Source organism: Acinetobacter sp. NIPH 817, assembly GCF_000368405.1.
In the GTDB taxonomy this organism is placed as follows: domain Bacteria; phylum Pseudomonadota; class Gammaproteobacteria; order Pseudomonadales; family Moraxellaceae; genus Acinetobacter.
The window spans coordinates 399,859-416,403 of record NZ_KB849420.1 but is presented as its reverse complement, the minus strand read 5'-3'; the positions used below and the strand labels follow the sequence as shown (position 1 = coordinate 416,403).

General features: G+C 38.8%; 14 protein-coding genes. All 14 read right to left on the bottom strand.

What is annotated here, in order from left to right; all coding sequences use genetic code 11:
* Positions 1-57 precede the first annotated feature (57 nt).
* The 14 genes from F968_RS05645 to F968_RS05575 all read right to left on the bottom strand — a co-directional run bounded on the left by F968_RS05645 (position 58) and on the right by F968_RS05575 (position 16,536).
* Positions 58-3,495, bottom strand: coding sequence for a host specificity factor TipJ family phage tail protein (locus F968_RS05645; RefSeq protein WP_004791137.1), 3,438 nt, complete (start codon positions 3,493-3,495; stop codon positions 58-60).
* Entirely contained in the window at positions 3,488-3,850 is a 363-nt protein-coding gene (locus F968_RS05640; RefSeq protein WP_004791136.1) for a hypothetical protein, read from the bottom strand. The genes F968_RS05645 and F968_RS05640 overlap by 8 nt, the downstream gene beginning before the upstream one ends.
* The gene (locus tag F968_RS05635; protein WP_004791134.1) at positions 3,847-4,353 is read right to left on the bottom strand and encodes a DUF1833 family protein; all 507 of its coding nucleotides are present in this window, start codon (positions 4,351-4,353) and stop codon (positions 3,847-3,849) included. The genes F968_RS05640 and F968_RS05635 overlap by 4 nt, the downstream gene beginning before the upstream one ends.
* Entirely contained in the window at positions 4,353-4,751 is a 399-nt protein-coding gene (locus tag F968_RS05630; protein ID WP_004791132.1) for a hypothetical protein, read from the bottom strand. The genes F968_RS05635 and F968_RS05630 overlap by 1 nt, the downstream gene beginning before the upstream one ends.
* An 88-nt stretch (positions 4,752-4,839) precedes the next feature.
* Positions 4,840-5,358 carry a hypothetical protein gene (locus F968_RS05625; RefSeq protein WP_004791129.1) on the bottom strand — a complete coding sequence of 173 codons (519 nt, stop codon included), beginning with the start codon at positions 5,356-5,358 and terminating at the stop codon, positions 4,840-4,842.
* Between the two features lies 1 nt (position 5,359).
* Complete coding sequence (locus F968_RS05620) at positions 5,360-6,175, bottom strand: hypothetical protein (protein ID WP_004791128.1); 816 nt, start codon at positions 6,173-6,175, stop codon at positions 5,360-5,362.
* A gap of 370 nt (positions 6,176-6,545) precedes the next feature.
* Complete coding sequence (locus tag F968_RS05615) at positions 6,546-11,516, bottom strand: tape measure protein (RefSeq protein ID WP_004791125.1); 4,971 nt, start codon at positions 11,514-11,516, stop codon at positions 6,546-6,548.
* Positions 11,517-11,576: 60 nt separating this feature from the next.
* Positions 11,577-11,903, bottom strand: coding sequence for a hypothetical protein (locus F968_RS05610; protein ID WP_004791124.1), 327 nt, complete (start codon positions 11,901-11,903; stop codon positions 11,577-11,579).
* A complete protein-coding gene (locus F968_RS05605; RefSeq protein ID WP_034596156.1) occupies positions 11,900-12,442 on the bottom strand; it encodes a hypothetical protein in 543 nt (180 codons plus the stop codon). The genes F968_RS05610 and F968_RS05605 overlap by 4 nt, the downstream gene beginning before the upstream one ends.
* Positions 12,443-12,750: 308 nt before the next feature.
* The gene (locus F968_RS05595) at positions 12,751-13,098 is read right to left on the bottom strand and encodes a hypothetical protein (protein WP_004791118.1); all 348 of its coding nucleotides are present in this window, start codon (positions 13,096-13,098) and stop codon (positions 12,751-12,753) included.
* 346 nt (positions 13,099-13,444) lie between these two features.
* Positions 13,445-13,954 (bottom strand): hypothetical protein, encoded by a 510-nt coding sequence (locus F968_RS05590; RefSeq protein WP_004791116.1) that lies wholly within the window; start codon positions 13,952-13,954, stop codon positions 13,445-13,447.
* Positions 13,955-14,025: 71 nt separating this feature from the next.
* Positions 14,026-14,943: a phage tail tube protein gene (locus F968_RS05585; RefSeq protein ID WP_004791114.1), complete on the bottom strand. Its 918-nt coding sequence runs from the start codon at positions 14,941-14,943 to the stop codon at positions 14,026-14,028.
* A 97-nt stretch (positions 14,944-15,040) separates the two neighbouring features.
* Positions 15,041-16,183: a phage tail fiber protein gene (locus F968_RS05580; RefSeq protein ID WP_004791112.1), complete on the bottom strand. Its 1,143-nt coding sequence runs from the start codon at positions 16,181-16,183 to the stop codon at positions 15,041-15,043.
* Positions 16,183-16,536, bottom strand: coding sequence for a hypothetical protein (locus F968_RS05575; RefSeq protein ID WP_004791110.1), 354 nt, complete (start codon positions 16,534-16,536; stop codon positions 16,183-16,185). The genes F968_RS05580 and F968_RS05575 overlap by 1 nt, the downstream gene beginning before the upstream one ends.
* Positions 16,537-16,545: the final 9 nt, after the last annotated feature.

Below are 16,545 nucleotides of genomic sequence, written 5' to 3'. Positions count from 1 at the left end.
TCCAGATCATAGGCAAAAAAAGCACCCGATATGGGTGCTCTAAGTTCTTTCAAAGTATTAAAGGGTTTGTAAAATCTTCCCTCCATTGATCAATTGTGTTGTTAACGGTGCCACTCCAACTATGGCGGCTCCACCAGCTCCCGGCTGACCTTCTGTTGTGCCATGGTAATTCCAGTTCCATGTTCCATCATTGATGGACTTGGTGCCACGTTCGCCCCAGTTTCCACCATCTCCGGATAATGGCGAGGTAACATAGCTATTTACCACTCTTGAACCTTTACCAGGTATTTCGGCATCAGCATCAGTACTTTTCATAACTATTAAATAACCGTCAAGGTACAGTCTCCAATCCTGAGAATCACTGTAAACTGGCTGGCCAGACATCACACGCCCAAATGGAGCACCTCCTCCTCCAGCACAACCTTGTACCCCAAATGATGAATCCGCATAAATACCACTTGGGGTCGCACCACCTCCAGATCCACCCCGAGCTAAAGTTCCTCCATTAATAATTAAGTTCAATTTACTGTGCTTGTTCAATAAACCAGGTGCACCCTGAAACCCATCACGGCGTGTTTTAGAAAAGTTGAAATCAGAATCTGTTTCCCAAGCGCCATATGCAAGATGCGGTAATCCGCCATCCCCACCACGTCCTACTACAGATCCCTTAATCGTAAGATTAACAACCAGATCAGGCGGAAATTCTCCCGTATCAATTGCAGGAAGTTCATTAGCACCTGCAACAGTAAATACCCGTTTAGGAGGGTTGCCGTCATACTTAGGGTTATAGACAAACCTAGTTTCTGGTCGGTAGGTACTTGAGCTGGAAACTAAAGCACCGGTTTCAACTACAAAACTAATCTCACCTGTAGTTGGTAAATCACCTCTTTGCATCTGATATAACCGCGCAAGATTAATATCTAGCTGGTCATATCGAATGTAGATTGGAGAATCATCAACTGGAACATCAATGAAATCTTTATCGTTGAGGTAATAACGCACATCGTAATTCACTGCCGTAATCGTATTTGAGAATTGATCAACCGGATCCTTCTTTGCTACCAGATAAGGCAGTGAGTCCTTTGTATCGTCATTAACAACGGTATAAATGGTATTAACAAAATCATCAGAACTTAGCTTGAGAGCACCATTTGGCAAGCGGCCTAAGACCACCTTATTCTTAGCAGATCCAGCAGTAATAGGAAGTAGATCAACGGTACCATCTCCCATTTGCAAATAAATCACATAGCTCTTGCCAGCTATAAAATCGACATCATGGCTTAGAGTGAGAATTAAGCCCTCTTGTTTAACCACATCACCGCTTTGATGGATGCCATTCCGATAATCCGCTACAGCAATTCGGTCCCGTAAAACCAGTAATTCCGATTCAGGGGCTGCATCAAAAGTAATTGATTTACGCTGGAAGCGGAGCTTGTTCCAGAGCCGGTACGCATTAAACCGGGCTTGCCATTTATTACGCACCCCAACAGATTTAACTTCTTTGGGTTTTTTGACTCCTTTATCCGGTAGATAGATATTTATGCGGGTGTCGTCGGCAGGATCCGTATATTCATAGATCAATCCATCATAGTCATCCATCATGCCAAGCGTGAGATCATGCTTATAACTATCTGGAATGATATTTCTGAAGTTAAACAGCAATACCGAATTATCAGTCGGTCGTTCAAAGTAAATCTTGAGCTTGTTGTTTTGACGATAAGCAGTACAAAACACAGCATCACAAAGGTTGGTGACCAGCTCCTCAAAAGAAAGATTAGTATCATCAATGGTGGCACAGAACTCAGCCGCTAAAGGTGTACCGAAGTAATCGACAATATCGTTATAAGTACGATAGATGTTTTCAATATCAATCTCGTCGATCGTACGGCGACCAATCTTGTCATCGAGCGCCATTGAAACCAGTGCATCTGCAAAACTAGATGTTGGAAATAGCTCAGTCGTTATTGCTCCATTTTTATAGGTGGGCAACATACGCTGAAGATCAAAATTGATCTTGCGCGACTTAACAGATAAAGCTCCAGTTGTTGCATATGTACGTGCACGAAATACTGTTTCATGCTCATACATTGTGCTTTGCAATGGAAATGCGCCGTATAGCGCTTGCCACTTCACCTCATCAACTACAGTTGTAACTGCCGGGGTTGGTGTTAAACGTCGAGCACGGACACTACAGCGCCCCTGAAACGTGACCATATCTAGCGTCGTGCCAACAGTTTGCCGTGACTTAGCTGAACCCTTGAGAATGATCTGCTTTAGCATTGGGTTGCCAATAGCTGCCCCAGACTCATTCACTGGCGTTACTTCAACTTCAATTGTGACATTGACTGCCGCCTGGTTACCGCCTGAAGAGACTGTATAAAGCCCGTTATTCGCCACAAAGTTAAAGATGACACGACTACGTTCAAGGTTGTCCAGAATAAATGGACCAATCCATTTTTCACCAATGGATGAAAGCTTTGGAGATATAGCACCTGTTTGCTGGTTAGTTAGTTCTTTTAGCTTTAGCCAGTTCGGATTTACCGCTGCTGGATTTGATAAGGCCATTCGGTCATCAGCTACGGATAAAACGCTGTACGAACCGTTTAAATCGTAGGTTTGACCGTTATAAGTAAAAGAGGCATTTGTAATTTCTACACGGTCATTGCTGACAAACTTAGTTGTTAAATCGGTATTGTTAGCAGCTGCTCGCAGGATCTCGTTTGGGTAAGCAAATTGAAGATAATTTGTACCCTCCAGACTTTGCGTGTCGGCTGGTCTCAATATCTGGCCATTCACTGAGTTTTGATGCTGGACAGTTAATGGTGGTGTAGTAATTTCGCTACCAAGCGAAAAATAAGGCTGTCCAGAGATGATATCGACACCTGGTCGAAAGACTTCTACCGACGCACCAGCAATATCAACAATATTGGTTTCACCATCGTAAGCGCCTTTGATGTGATAGTGACCACGCCCAATACAGCCAACAAGATGTTCAACCTCGACGTTGTTTTCATAGACCTTGTAAGGAACTGCAATTAAATCAGGCGTATCCCAAGCAGCACCATAGATATCAGCAATACGGCCATTCACTCGCATTTTGTTTTCGCGGTTTGAAAGTTCGTTATTTGCAGATGAAGATTGGTTGTTATTCTGAGTGGTTTGGGCAATTGACGGCGCGGGCATTAAAAATGCAATCGCCACACTTAAAACAATAGAAACGATAGCAGCAATAAGTGCAGGCATACCTTTTGGGTTTTCAATCACAATAAAAGTGCCTGGCAAGAAATCAAGCTGCTTTAAGTCATAAGCATTCTTAGGTGTAACTTCATTGGCAAAAGAGATCTCCGCATGATCCATGTTGCTTGATGTGTGAAAAATACGGACATGCTCAGGTAAGTATTCATATTTTGAAGTAAGCCATTGCCCGATAGTTTCGGCTTGCTCAATTGTCTTCTCTTCAGACAAAGGATCTTGTTTATAAATAATCTTAATCATAGTAACTAACCCGACAAAACCCCATTGCTTTAATGACGTCTTCAGCTAAATAAGTGACTCCACTCTCCATGAGGTGTAAAACCTTCTGCCCACGAAAAAGCCCCACATGCGGGGGCTTATTTCTTTGTCTTGGATGGAAGGCGACTATGCAGCCTTCCTTGGGCATGGGCAGCGGATTTAAGAGTTTTAATCGTGAGACTTTAAACTCGATATGACCTTTAGGTTTCATGAACAAATCCAAAGCTTCACTCCGGTCTACTCCATAAAGATCTAGAGCGGCTTCATGTGCAAAGTGAACACAGTTGTAGTGCTCTTCGTCGTATTGCTTATCAAGTAAATGATCATGACTTTTCATACAGCCCCCTTCAGCCCACTAAATCTATCCAGGGAGAAAATGTCACCAGTTTTGGAAGTATTTAAACGAGGGGATTCAGCTTTAAAAGTAACTGCTTTATTGTTCATTGAAACACCTGCCAATTGCAGTCCTAACAAATAATGGATTGGTGTATTCAAGTTATCTGAACTGTATAGGCGGTAATTGACAGTAGGTTTCACATCTGCAAATTGGCCTTCCAGCACTCGCTCAAACTCATCCGGCAATATATCGCCAAGACCAGAAACTGAGACCGTTAAAGTCTGGTCCAGATCACCTAACATTCCAGATCTTTGGATCGTTAATGGTAAATATTCATAGTAGAACTGGCCTGACCCTTCTTTGTGCTGTACATAGACACCGCGATCATCATTACGTACAACCCGATACGTGTTTATAAAAGAAGGGTGTGATAACTCAATACACTCCAGTTGATAGATATCGACTTTACGATTGAGAAAGAACTTAGCGTATTCGTTATCCATTACACCACCCAATCACTAATAAGGGCCTGATCAGCAGTAGCGTTAGGCTGGTTTTGAATAACTTCTAGCTGGGCAGTTACCCGGTAAAGATTTCCATTCACTTCATTAGTTTTGAATGAGTTGGGAATGAAGTTGCATTGATATTGCTGGCGTGTTCCCTGGTCAATCACCAGATCAGCATAAAATGATGCTGGCTTGCTTTGGTAAAGTCGCCAAAAAGCCATCATCTTATTGAAATCGGTTTTACTTAAATTCCAGTTCACATCAACAATGTGGCTATTACGTTTTACATCGATGTAATAGCGTCCTCGCCCTCCATCCATTTGCTGACGCTTTACATCATCACCTGGTGTTACGCCGTAGCCATTTGTTTGAGGATTTAGCTTTAACTTGTACATAACTTTCCTTCAGGCAATAAAAAAGCCCCAAAGGGGCTATTTCATAATATTAAAAACAAATTAATTAACAGTTGTACATAAATTGATACTACAATATTCGAAGTTTTGGTTTATCAGATTTGCCTTTTTTCAAAATAGTGATTTTTGCATTTTCAATATTTGTTGAAGCTATCTCTTCCAAAATTTCACATTCAAAAGCTGGAAAGATGTCATTTTTAAATTTTAAGCATGCTTGCTTTAAATCTGTGAAATTGACAATAAAAGTATCAAAAAGATCTTTATCAACTGCTTCTAATAAATCATAATCGCAATCACATCTAGCTTGATGTAAATTTTCTAATAATCTCGAAATTTTACCATATAACTCAATATTAGTTTCTTGAACCATTTCAAAAAAAACTTTTCTAAGCTTTAAATGGAAAGATTTAATATCTAAATTTAAATAAATAGGTCTTAAAGTATTATCAGAGTTAACCCATTTCAATACTTCATGATAAATATAATAGTAAATTCTTCCTACAGCATTTCTAATTTCAATTTCTTCAGGATTTTCAATTTGATCGAAATTAAACTTAGTACCAGATTCATAAAATTTAGCATGATCCATATTAAGCTATGGCCCCCTCTAACTTACTGATATTTTTAATTTCATACCCAAAACTCATTTTATTTAAATGAGTTTTATAATCCTCAAAAGATAAATATCCACTTGTTACGGATTCAGCAATTTTTTTATCAAACATATAGTTTAAATAACGTAGATCAGATTTAGAAATATTAGCTTGCAATCTAATACTCATTTCACCAAAATCATTTGTTTTAGTTGCAAATCTTAACTCTTCATTTGAAAATTTTCTAAACTCACAGAATCCAATATTCGTAACTCTTCTAAAATAATCAATATTAATATTATTGTATTCAATAATATTCACATCATTTATAATAGCTTCTTCAGAAGCTTCCATCTTTTCATAAAAATCAGGAAAGCTATCATTTTGATTTATATATTTTTCATATTTTTTTAGAATTTCAAAATTTGATTTCATTGAATACTTAACAGTTATATCTAATAAACAATCAAAAATTATCCTATTATTAGGATTAGAACATAATACTTCAATCCCTTGATTGAAGAGACGATCATACGCTCCAACTCTTTCTAAAGTCTGAAGATAATTTCTATAAGTACCATCATGAAATTTGGATTGAAATGAAAACAGAAAAGAATCTAGGGCATCTTCATAATGGTTTAAATAAACTTGAATGATACCAATTCTATTATATGCATTAGCTACATGTTCTCCTTTGACCATTTTAAGTCTTTCAATAATACTTAGAAGATCCGCAGTGACTTCGTCATTGAGATATTTTTTCTCAAATGCGAAGATAAATTCTGGCAATTCAATTAGCTCAGGATTTAGCATATAACTGGATTCTCTTTAATCTTAGCAATAAAATTGAATTTATCATTGTTATAGATAATTTAAGTAAAACAGATAATTACTAGCTTCAAGTAGAACGATCTGTTTCTTTCGCGAAATATAAACTTTTCTGGCCGTCTCGTCAATGTGGCATTTTTAATCTAATTCAAAAGAAAAATATCACTAAATTAACAATAGAAAGAGGTTGAGAATGATAAACGACTTAACTTGTCGCTGAAAGGTATTAAAAAGTTTTACGAATCTATTAAAAATTAACATTTTTTCAATTTTTTTTAAGATTTAAAACTTTCTTAAAAAGGGTGAAATGAAACTTAATAGCTCGACTAAAACCACCTCGAAAGGTGGTTTTTCATTAACGATTTCGTCTTGCAGTCGTATTCTCAGTCAAAGAACGACTAATTAGAGAGTTTGGATTTTTAATATCCTCACTTACTAATTTCGGTACCGCTCTTGGAAGCTGTTTATCCAACTCCTCTTTCACAATGATTCGAACAGTTTTCTCATCAAGCTGTTCTGTTTCAACTGTTGCACCATTTACCTGATTCACAACTTCAATTTTAAAGTTGATAGTCGGTGAAGCCGGTTCAAACGAAGTCATAACATCAGATTGAGGACGACCAGCCTGTCCTAAGGTAAAGTCCTGGACATCATCAATATTTGAACGATCCTGAACTAAACCATTTGATGAGAAGTAAACTTTACCGTCATGGAATAGATCTGAGTTCACCATGTTAGATGGGTTGGCTGCACTTGTATTTCCCTTATAGATAATCTGATCATCTTGATAAGACTGATTAAAGATGTTCGAAATATCTCTACTTTGTTTAAATGCTCTTGAACTTTGATTTGCCCGATTCACGATATTTTCAAAAGAGGTGTTATTTTGAGCATAGTTAGATATAAATGATTCTGGACTTCTAGCCTTCCTCAATTGTTCAACTTTCTCGACACCGCCCCAATTTCTAATATCATCTTGTGACCAGACAACCTCATTTCTATGCACAGCGCCAGCTACATCATACTTTTTACCTCTACCTGTATATCCTCCATTAGCAAAGCCTTTCGAGCCATCCACGACAATTTGATTTGAGCTTAAATCACTTCTAAATACAGCAACTTCCTTTAGCAATTCTTTCTGAGCATTCTGAACAGTACTGTTCGAAACATTACTATTTAAGATTTTCGAGTTAGAGAAATTAGAGATATTGGATTTGCTGTCACTAAAGGATTTGCTACTTTGAATAGATTTACCCAGCACTTTACTAAAGCTTGAGTTATTCGGAGCATATTGATTAGTTATGTTCTGAACATCTCCTAATTTAGATACTGTGCTATTGCTTGGCTTGAGGGCTTTAACAATAATCTGATCATCTCGAGTAGGTTGATTAAAAATATTCGAGGTACTTTGACTATCATTAAAAGCTTTTGAGCTTAAGAATGAACGATTAAAGACATTCTCTGTAGAAGTGTTGTTTTGAGCATGGTTATTGATAAATGCTTCAGGGCCTGAGCTCTTACGCATATTCTCGACTAAACCAACACCACCCCAACGGCGGATGTCATCCTGTGACCAGACCACTTCGCCTTTATGAACAATACCTGCCGGATCATATTTGCCACCATATCCAGTAAAACCACCATCAGCAAAGCCCTGATCCTTGATTGCCCGGATGTTTGCAATAATGCTAGCACCCTGCGCAACCGCCCCAGCAATTAAAGGTAAGTTATACGGGAAACCAGCTTTTGAAGCTGCTGCGATATTCTGCTGAATAGCAATACCAGCGGCAGCAATTGCATAAGCTTTATCGGCAGCAAACATGAGCTTGTAGGCTTTAGATTGCTCCCCAAACATAGAACCGAACATAGATGTGACTGAACCCATCATTTGCCCACCAAGAGCAATCTGTGTGTTTAATCTATCTTGTTGATGCTTGTCTTCAATGTCCTTAGTGTTCTGGGCAAATTCATTGTAAATTTGACTTCTTTGCTCTTGAGCAGCTTGAATAATGGCAGTCTTTTGATTTTCAAAATCCTGTTGCTGAATTAATCCAGCTTCCATTTGTGCATTCAAGCCATCCAGACCGTTTTGTTCGTCTAAATCAACTGCTGCATATTGGCTATCAGCTAAATCATTTGCAGCACCCAAGCGGCTAAACCGTTCCTGATCCTGTCTAAAGAACTCACTGCTACCATTCATGTCAGCCTGAATACCGCCCCAGTTCTGAACAGCATTGTTCACTTTGTCGCGTGTCTCTTTGTCCTGTGTAGCTTTAGACAACGCGATTAGTTTTTGGCGTTCTTCAATTGAAAGCTTTGTATTCTTAAGAATTTCCTCCCGTTCGAGTCTATAGCGTTCCTGCATGGCTTGAGTTTCGGAAAGCAGAGATAAACGAGCTTGAAATGCACGTTGTTCTTGTGCCAACTGCATAAGCGCGAGTTCTTGTTTATACTGTTCTTTGACTAACTCAACGGCCTGTTTCTGTTCAGATTTACTTAATTCAATATCATGAGCTGCATTGAACTTTTTACGGTTAAAGTTCTCTTCAAGTAACTGTTCCTCAGTTTTCTGGAACTCCTTATAGTCCTCTAGTTTGCTTCTAATAGCTTGTTTGGCGATCGCAATTTCATTATCAGCACGGCGCTGTAATTCAGCCTTAATTTCAACTGTACGCTCTGGAGTAAAGCCAGCTTTATCAACATCCTCCAGTCTAACTTTTAAGTTATTCTGAATCCGCTGTACTTCAGTGGCCACTTCATTTTCAAGGGAACGTTGGGAATCTAGTTGACGATCAAGTTGTGATTGGATATCACCTGAAGCTTTATCACTCCCTTTACTTGCCCCACCTTTAACCTTGCTTTGCATACTTGGAGACTGATGCAGAAGTTTAAGTGTTACACCATCTTCAAAGATCACCTCACTAACATAGCCACCACCTTTGCTGTCATATCTTGTCTTGATATCTTTCACAGCAACATTGGTCGTGATCGGCGTACCTTCAGGCATTGAAAAATCAATACCCTTGTGAAATGAAGAAGCCCCTTTAGTAGGGGCTTGTCTTGGACCATAGTTGGAACTGATCTTGTAGGATGACAATGGTTTGCCACCCGCCTGCAACCTAGCGAGATGCTCATTAGAAACTTTTTGGCCAGACATTGAGCCACCATAACGAACATCAAGATGAGGGCCTGTACCAATACCAGATTGGCCAGAAACACCAACTAGGCGTTTCGTGATTTTTTCCTGTTTTTCTAGCTCTCTTGTTCGCTCCTTGTCCTTATTTACAAGTGCTTCAAGCGCACTCTCCTGACCTACAATCCCTTTAATTATTTTGTCTTGCTCAACAGTAACTCCAGAATAACCTTTTTTCTGATTTTCTCGATATGTTTGCAATAACAAATCTGCTTCTTCAACTGACCTACCGTATTTTTTTATAAGTGTAGTTTTGAAAGCAGCATCCCACTTACGATCAGCTAAAGTTTTATTGATATCTTTAAGCTTGTCGTGGAGTTGATTAACCTCAGTTGCAGCATTTTTAGCTCCCTGCCCAACATCGTTTAAACCTGCTTTAGCATTTGCTCCAGTTGTTCTAACTAAATTTAACTCAGCATTAGTTTTGTTAACTGCAATAGTGTTTTCATCAACTTTCTTCTTACTGTCAACTAACTGATTAATCTGGTCTGAATTGATAAAATCTAATTGATTTAGTCTTTCAAATGCCTGATTTACTCCTATTGTTTCAGTAGTTAATTCTGCCCAGATGCGATATGCCTCTGTACTCTTTTTATTACTATCAGCAATAGTTTGCGTCAATGCTAAGAATTCATTCTGAGATTTTTTAAGTTGAGCTGACTGAGAGTTTAATTGCTTAGTAAGTTCTCCTTCAGCTGCACGCTTTTGTGCACCATTAAGTTTAGTGAGTTCATCTGCTGCCATTCCAGCATATCGTGTCTGATCCTTAAGCATGTCATTGGCTTCATTGCCATTATCACGCATCAACAAATATCCAGCAGCCAAGGTAGCTACTGTTATTCCCATACCTAATGGACCACCCAAAACACCTAATAAACTACGGCCCGCACCTAACATAGCACCTGATAGTCCAACTGCTGCTTTCTGAGCCGTTGCATTGCGAGTTTGGGCAACTGCTAAAGTAGTCTCTGCTGCAGCAAGTTCACGTGTTACCTGAGCTTCAATTTTCTTAATCTCAGCCATACGTGTAATAGATTGAGTGCGCCCAACTGAATTGATCTGTGATTTTAAGCGTTCCGCCTCTAATGCTTTTTCCGCAGTCAACGCAGTTAAAGTAGCTTGAGTATTTGTGACTTGAGCTTGGGCAGACTTAACAGCAGCTGAGGATTCAGCCAACTCAGCCAATGCTTTTGAACGACTTGCCTGAATGCTTGCAGTAGTTGCAGCTATATCAGCATAGACAGCTAATGATTTGGCAGTAATTGCTTTAGTGACATATCCAATACCAATTACGAAAGCACCATCCGCAATCAAATCCAAATTCATTGCAAGAATTTGAATAGCTCCAGCTAAAGACTGTGCAGCGCCCGAACCCTGCCCAGTTTCACCTACAAATTTAGTAATTCCATTACTCAGCATCTCAAGAGATGCGCCAATAGTTTTATTAGTTTTCCCATAAAGCTGTTCAACACTATCGCCAGCTTTTAATAAGGCTTTAGTAATAACTTCTCCAGTGAGTTTTCCATCAAGCATCATTTGACGGAGTTCACCTCGAGTTACGCCTAACCCTTTAGCCATCGCATTTAGAAGTCCACCTGCACCATCAACTAGGCTGTTATATTCTTCTGCACGCAAAATATTCCCATCAAGGCTCTGACCATATTGAAAGAGTGCAGCTGCAGCTGATTCAGTATTTGAACCGCTAATAGCTACTGCTTTCGAAGTAATTTCAGTTAGTTTCGCTGTTTGTTCTTGAGTTAAATTTAGTGTTTTTGCATTGGACATATATTTGGAGTACACATCATTGACCGCACTCCAAGATGAAGCAGAGCGCTGTGCAATTTCAAAAGTATCATCCATTGCCTGATTTAATTCTTTTTGATTACTAGTCACTAATTTTAATTTGTTATTAATACCAGTGTAGAGGTCCATCTTACTAATAGCAGCCCCTACTGTTACTAGCCCAGCCATATAACCTGCTAATGTACGAGTAGCAACAGACATACGGTCCATGGACTTAGATGCAAAGTCGCCATTCTTTTCAATACTATTGAGTTCATTGCCTAGATTGCGCGCATTACGTTCAGCATTTTGCGAATCAATAACAATGACCAGACGGGATTCTTGTGCCATTTTTACTTTTCTCCAGGCAATAAAAAACCCCGCATTTGCGGGGTTTTAAGTTTGTTAAGACTAAGATAAATTATTAATACAGCTTATGAATTTATCTTTGGAAAACTCATTAATCTCTTCACGTTGTTTTTCTTTAGTACTATATTTAGGTCGTTCATAAGCATCTAAAATATATTTTTTGCTTAATTTTTTTTGATCCTCACTTGCACTAGTCTTTTCTAAAGAATCAAACATAACCTTAATAGAAACACCATCTTGCCTGTTAGTCATAACCATTTCAGTATAATCATAGATTCCTCTACAAAAGCTTTCCTTCTTATTTTCATTTGCTGAAACGTAACTCGAACTCAAGATTAAACAACTTCCGATGAGAACAATCCTCTTCATCTCGTTACACCTTTATCATACATTCTCATACTTGTTCCTAATCCAGATTGTGTGATTTCTATCAAATAATCCTTACATTTATAATGATATTCATTGACTTGCCCGTATCTAGGATCAGTTTCTTGAGTCAAACTCCAGCCAACTTTAGGTAAACCATATAAAGTTATAAGGGCATCTTTAACTTTGGCAACTGGAAAATCATCCATTCTTAGACTTAATCCAAAACTCAAAATTTTATAATTGTTTGGATCATAGGTAATGAAGTTAAAATCACGGATTGGTTGACTACCTAACCAAATATCATTAGTCCTATTTAAGATCGAAACACGATATTCCTTTGATCCTTTTTTGTTAAAAACATCATTCGCAAGTTCAAGCCTTCTATAATCTTTTGATGCTAATTCCTTAACTGATTTCCCCAGCCCCACATCACCAACAATAATTTTATCTTTTGAAATCTCACATGTACCGAGGTTTTTATTTTCTGCCCATGAAGACGAAGACAAACAAATTAACCCTAACATAATAATTTTTTTCATGAAAATACCCATTTTAATAATGAGTAAAATTTAACACTTAGGACATTAAAAAACCACCCGAAGGTAGTTTAATTATTATTCATGTTTTTATTAATCTCATTTCCGGCTGAAGACCCAGCTTTTTGTCCCCAGTTGACTAAGTTTAAATCTTTAAAATAGCTATATCCCGCTATAAACAGTATGACAATTATTGAACCAAATATGAATTTTGTTTGATTTGACACAATTTTCACCTTTAAGAATTTAAAATGATATTTTGAATACTTGTTGAAGTAAGACATATACTATTAAATCCTTAAATGACAAAATCAACCACAATTAACTACAAAAGTTTTTTTATAAAAGCTAATCACAGCCTCAAAATCTCTAGTTAACGTTTGTTCGGTGTAATCTTTTGGTGAAAGCTTAAGTAGAGATGGCATGTACTGTTTTTTGTAGACATCAGGATAGGTGTTGCACAATATCTCCCGCTTTCTTTGAAGTGAAATATCTCGATTTTCCAGGTCATCGAGCATCTTCCCTATTTTTTTATCCGCACTCATGAATTGAGCTTCAACTGAAGGTGGTAGTGCCTTATTTTCCCCTTGTTTAGTACAGCTAACTAAAACCACCAAAGAAATAGACAACCCTAATGTATATAAAAGTTTTACTAACATATTAATTTTCAATATAATTTATTGTAAATATTATATATTTCTATAAATCAAAATTCATTATCTAAAATAGCCATCACGAAGATAGCTATTTATTACTTTTTGGATTTAGTCGAAATCTTCTTATGAGCCTCTTCAATAAATAGATTATCCAAGGCAAAAATACAGTCATTGAAGATATGAGCATCAACTGGCATATCATTATGCTCAGCATAGACATTGATAGCCTGCTGATCTAAGCATAACGGTACGCTTTGCTCATATCGTCTAGATCTGATAATCGTGCTAAATGCCGCAAGAATTGAGTCAGCCGCATAAGAATATTCTGGTAGATCTGGAACATGACCACCTAAGAACTTGATTTGTTCGATTTCGTGCGACGTTTTTGACGCATAGGTTTTTCGATACTTGTAGAGTTCGATGACTTTCCCAGAATCTTCGCCTTGTCCTTATCTGCTTCTTCCTGGATCTTCCGGGCTTGTTCTTTAATGAATGACCAGATCAATAGTCCAATATCACCGAGATTAAGTAGCTTGGAGGCATTCTCAGGCGTGTAAGGCTGATCAATTTCAACTGTTTCACCTTCCACCACCTCAGCAAAAACAACGCCCTTCCAGTCTTCAATTAAATGCGCTCCAGCAGCATCCATCAAAAGCTCATGATAAAGCTTTCCGTTTTCATCTTTTACCATCACATCATAGCCTTTAGACGAGATCTGATTGCCTGCCTTTTCCAATGCAACTTGAAACGGCTTATAACCAATACCTCGAATTTTAAACTCTGCCTGCCCAGCTGCAGTTTCAAACGTACACCACTTCGATACTTCAGAGCTTCGTACAATTCCAACTTTTAAAGCCATACCTACCTCGAAAATTTAGAAAATAAAAAAGCCCATGGGATTCCACAGGCTCTATCGTTTATTAATTTGAATTACACAAGAGCGCGCACAATCGTTGGAGCCATACGAACTTGGGCAAAGTTGATATCTACAGTAATGATATCGTCGCCACCGCCATCCGGGTGATTAGCTTCCATTACTTCTAGTTGTGGGAAGTTGAACGAGTATTTACTTCCTTTGCTGTCTTTAATATCGAAAGCCAGAGTAAATACATCACGAGTTTTGATTGCATCAATCCAGCCTGCTGCCGTTGCTGAGAACATGAATGAAGCATTTGCTTCAATATCCATCATCTTCTCTAAATAGAACTCTGGTGTGTACTTACCTGAACCGATACAACGGATTGCTTCCAGATTGTTGTTAATCGAAAGCGTAAGTGATTGCATGCAAGCTTTGCCTTGAATTGATTGGCCATTAATTAATAAGCTTTCAACGTTCGGCATGCTAACTAGTGGTCGAGTTGTAGCAGCAACAGGATTTACAACCGGGTTTGTAGTCTGACGAGTGAATGAGCTACCTACCAGACCAAAATTACCTGTGATTTTCCCAGTTGTTTGAATAGTGATTTCACCCGTATTCACCTGGACACCACGGTATATAAATACCTGTCCAACATCTTCAAAAACTTTAACTAGCGTTAATGACTTACGGACTGTGCCACCAATGGTTAAGCTATTAGTTGCCCAGTTATTAAAAGCTAATGCACTTAAGAATAGATCGAAGGTACCAAGTGATAATTCAAACTCTAACTGACCAGCTACTTCCGCTTCAGTAACTACCCCACCTTGACGATAGCGGGAATCAACCACCTCGCTGCTTTCTTCAGTAGAGACGTTTTCTGATAAGCCATCCGTTACACGGCGAACTGTGTACCAAATCGGATTTGCTGGAGTCATTCCTAAAACTGCTTCTTCACAAGCATATAATCGAATTTTCGCGCCTGAACTCATTTATAGTTCTCCAAAATTTAGGCATAAAAAAACCCGCTTCATGAGCGGGTCGTTAAAAAAAGGGGGGCGTAAAAAAACCCGCTAAATTAGCGGGTCTTTACTGGGTTTCTTCTGAGAGTTCTGGCGGTGCAATACCGACCATGGCAGCTGCTACTGCTTCGGATAAATTAGTTGGCTGAAACTCAAAAGGCGTTTCAGTTGTAGGTGGTTCTGGTTCAGGCTCCGGTTCTTCATGTAAGCGAATATCAACCCAGCGTGCTTCTGGAATATCCATAGGCATTTCTAAATCGGCTACTACTGCCGCAAGTTCAAAATCAAACTTACGTTTATAAGTCTTAATCGAAATGTCACCGTTTTCTAATGTGTCATACACCACGGCTACGATTGTATTTCCATTTGCATCCTTAGGTACTTCGATATACCAGCCTTCCTGAGCAAATCCTAAAGAACCTTTAAGTAAATAATCGCCTACATCTACTTTCTTAAATTCGATTGGCTGCTTTTGAGCATCTTCATTCAGTTCAATGTGATCATTAAATAACTTCACAACTGGTGATGCTGATTTTAAGAATCCATTTGCATCAACTGATGTGTTGAAGCTTGTCTTTAAATGCCCCCATGCTGACCAAGCATCAGATCCAGCACCATATCGATATGACATCTGGTGCCCTTGCACACCTTTAAAGAATTGCCATGAATAAGTGCCGATCGAATCATTCGCTTGGTAACCCATAAGGGTTCCGTAACGCATTGGCATTAATAGAGGATTAGATGTACTTCCACCTTGCCAATCACCATGGGAAATGTTCACTAAACGATTTAGGCCCAGAACCGTTACCCATTGTGAAACTAGTGATTTATCAAAAAGAGAAGCAACAACGTTTGCTGAATAACCCAAAACACCTGCATCACCCAAACCTAATGCAACTTTTGCATTAATTGCCGTATTGCCGCCTGTACCACCCTGTGCGATCGAAAGAACAGTAGATAAGCCCTTGAGCTCTGTGATATCACTGTTCACACCCTTTTCAGCAGCTCCGAGATTTGATCGAGCATCAGCTGCCGTTGTCGCCCCTGTACCACCTTGAGAGATAGCTGCTGTACCAACAACTTGAGAAAAGTTGGGAGCTAGGTTGGGAATACCTGAAGCGAAAGGCAGCATAAATTGCCGCTTACCCTGAGCTGAGTTTAATTGGAATGGTCGATGGTCCCAATTAAACTTAAATACAAGATTTGCCATTATGCTGTTACCCCGTCAATCACTTGAAAAGTTAAGGTCTCAGTATGTTGAGTGTTTCCACTCACTACCGCTTTAATGTCCATCTGACATAGACCTACTGGCCATGATGCTGTGCTTGCTCCCGACTTCACATTAAGCCAACCTTTTTGTGTGCTCTGGCTTAAAGGTGCACAAGTCAATGTGGCCACCGCTGATCCATCTACCAATGATTTAACTTGCGATGTGAACGTATAGCCTGTGAGATCAATAGCACGGCGAACATCATCAGGTGGATATTGCAGGGTTTCATCCATATCAACTAGCTGTAAATTCAAGTTGAATGTGTCACCACGCTTAAAAACAAAATTGCTCATAAGTGATTC